Source organism: Anabaenopsis sp. FSS-46, from assembly GCF_029891665.1.
Classification (GTDB): domain Bacteria; phylum Cyanobacteriota; class Cyanobacteriia; order Cyanobacteriales; family Nostocaceae; genus Anabaenopsis; species Anabaenopsis arnoldii.
Map to the genome: position 1 here is coordinate 1 of NZ_JANQDG010000051.1, position 2,055 is coordinate 2,055.

General features: G+C 37.5%; 2 protein-coding genes. Both read left to right on the forward strand.

Features of this window, described 5'->3' with window-relative positions; genetic code table 11:
• A partial coding sequence (locus tag NWP21_RS05040; RefSeq protein ID WP_280791850.1) for a PAS domain S-box protein occupies positions 1 to 612 on the forward strand: 612 nt, incomplete at its 5' end.
• 148 nt (positions 613 to 760) lie between these two features.
• A partial coding sequence (locus NWP21_RS05045; protein WP_280791851.1) for a cache domain-containing protein occupies positions 761 to 2,055 on the forward strand: 1,295 nt, incomplete at its 3' end.

Genomic DNA, 2,055 nt, shown 5'->3' on the forward strand with positions numbered 1-2,055 from the left:
AGTGTTGAGCAAAAAATTGTCGATGTCAATCCCAGCTTTGTGGAATTATCAGGTTACGAAAAGTCAGAACTTATTGGTCACCACTATCAAGATTTACCACTGGTAAGTAATCAAGATGAGCTAATGTTAGTCATTGAAAAATTAGAATCTGTAGGATATGTACGCAATTTAGAGTTGCATAGTTTCACAAAATTAGGAGAAGTGAGGACGGTTTTAGTATCTTGTCAACTGATGGTTTTAGATGGAAAACCTCACGTAATAAGTTTTAGTAAGGATATTACTATGCTCGAACAAACAGAAGCCGCATTGCGAGAAAGTGAAGCCAATTTCCGCAGCGCTTTTAAAGATGCGGGAATCGGTATGGCTTTAGTGGCTATTGATGGTCAATTCATCCGCGTTAATCAATCCTTATATGAGATGTTGGGTTACACTGAAAGCGAGTTATTAAATAAGAGTTTTTTCGGCATTACCCACTATGATGATTTAGAAATATTTCTGAATTTACTCACAAAAATGCTGGCTGGAGAAATTAGCGACCTTCAACTAGAAAAACGTTATATACACAAGCAAGGAAATGTAATTTGGGGATTATTAAGTGTTTCTTTATTATAGTATTTGCCATGGTCGTGAGGTACAAAGTTTTTTAGTTTTAGGGAACAGGGAACAGGGAACTTGGTGTTTACGGCATTAGCCTGAAGAAAGCTTTAATACAATTTTCAATTGCCAGTATATTTATTTACTTTACAAGTCAATAATATTTATGAAACTATTACGTATATACTCGCACCTCCTACTGCAATCCGTCGCCCGAATTCCGCTACGAATCTTATTTATCGTACCTTATATGGGTATCATCCTGCTAACAGTTGGCACTGTCACTTATCTTTCCTATGAGACTGGGGAAAAAGCGGTAAATAAATTGCTCAGGAAATTGATATCATCAACAACAGAACAAATCAGCGATCGCTTGACTACATATCTGGGAATACCACAAAGATTAGTGGCTATGAATCGCTATGGGATAGAGCAAGGACAAATCAACCCAGAAAATTCCGAAGAGTTAAGATTGCATTTCTTCCAACAACTCAAAGTCTACAAACTTCCCACTAATATTGATTTTGGTGGGAGTAATGGTACATATACTTTTGTAGCTAAAGATAGATTTGGACTGCTAGCACCACGGAATTCCTGGCTAGGTGGAGGTGTGGAGCCGTCTCATATTGGAAAACTAAGTTATTATATCCTCAACGAAGACGGAAAATTTGCCAAAAATATCCCCGATTACACTACATCATATACACCTGTCACACGTCCTTGGTACAAAACCGCTCAAGCTAAAGGTCAACAAACCTGGTCACCAGTGTACCCATTTTTTTACATTGATACAGCTAGCATTTCTGCCGTGGCTCCAGTATACCGCAATGGTGAACTTATCGGCGTTGTAGGTTGTGATTTAGTCCTTGATGATATTAGTCTGTTTTTACAAAAGCTGCATTTCTCAGCATCGGGACAGTCATTTATTATTGAACGTTCTGGGGATGTGGTAGCTACATCTACAGCAGAACGCCCTTTTGTGAAAAACCTTAATGGTGTAGAACTAGTGCGGTTAAAAGCTGAGAATAGTAGTAATAAAATCATTGCAGTCACAGCTAAAGAATTACGGAAACGCTGGAATAATTTAGAAGTGCGTGAACCGACTAATTTTAAGTTTGTGGATGAAACTAATCAACTACATTTTGCACAAATTTTTCCTTATGACGATGAATATGGGTTAGATTGGTTAATTGTAGTGGTATTACCAGAATCTGACTTTCTCGCAGATATTCAAGGTAATACATACCGCAGTTTAGGGTTAGGAACCATAACATTATTATTAGCCATTACTTTCGGTATTAGTTTGTCATATTCGGTGACCCAACCGATTTTAGATTTAAATCAAGCTGCTAAACATTTAGTCCAGAGGGAAAATTATCAAGCAGATTTGAAGTTAAACAGCATATTATCTCGCCGAGATGAGTTAGGAAAATTAGCGCAATCTTTTTTGCAAATGGCTGG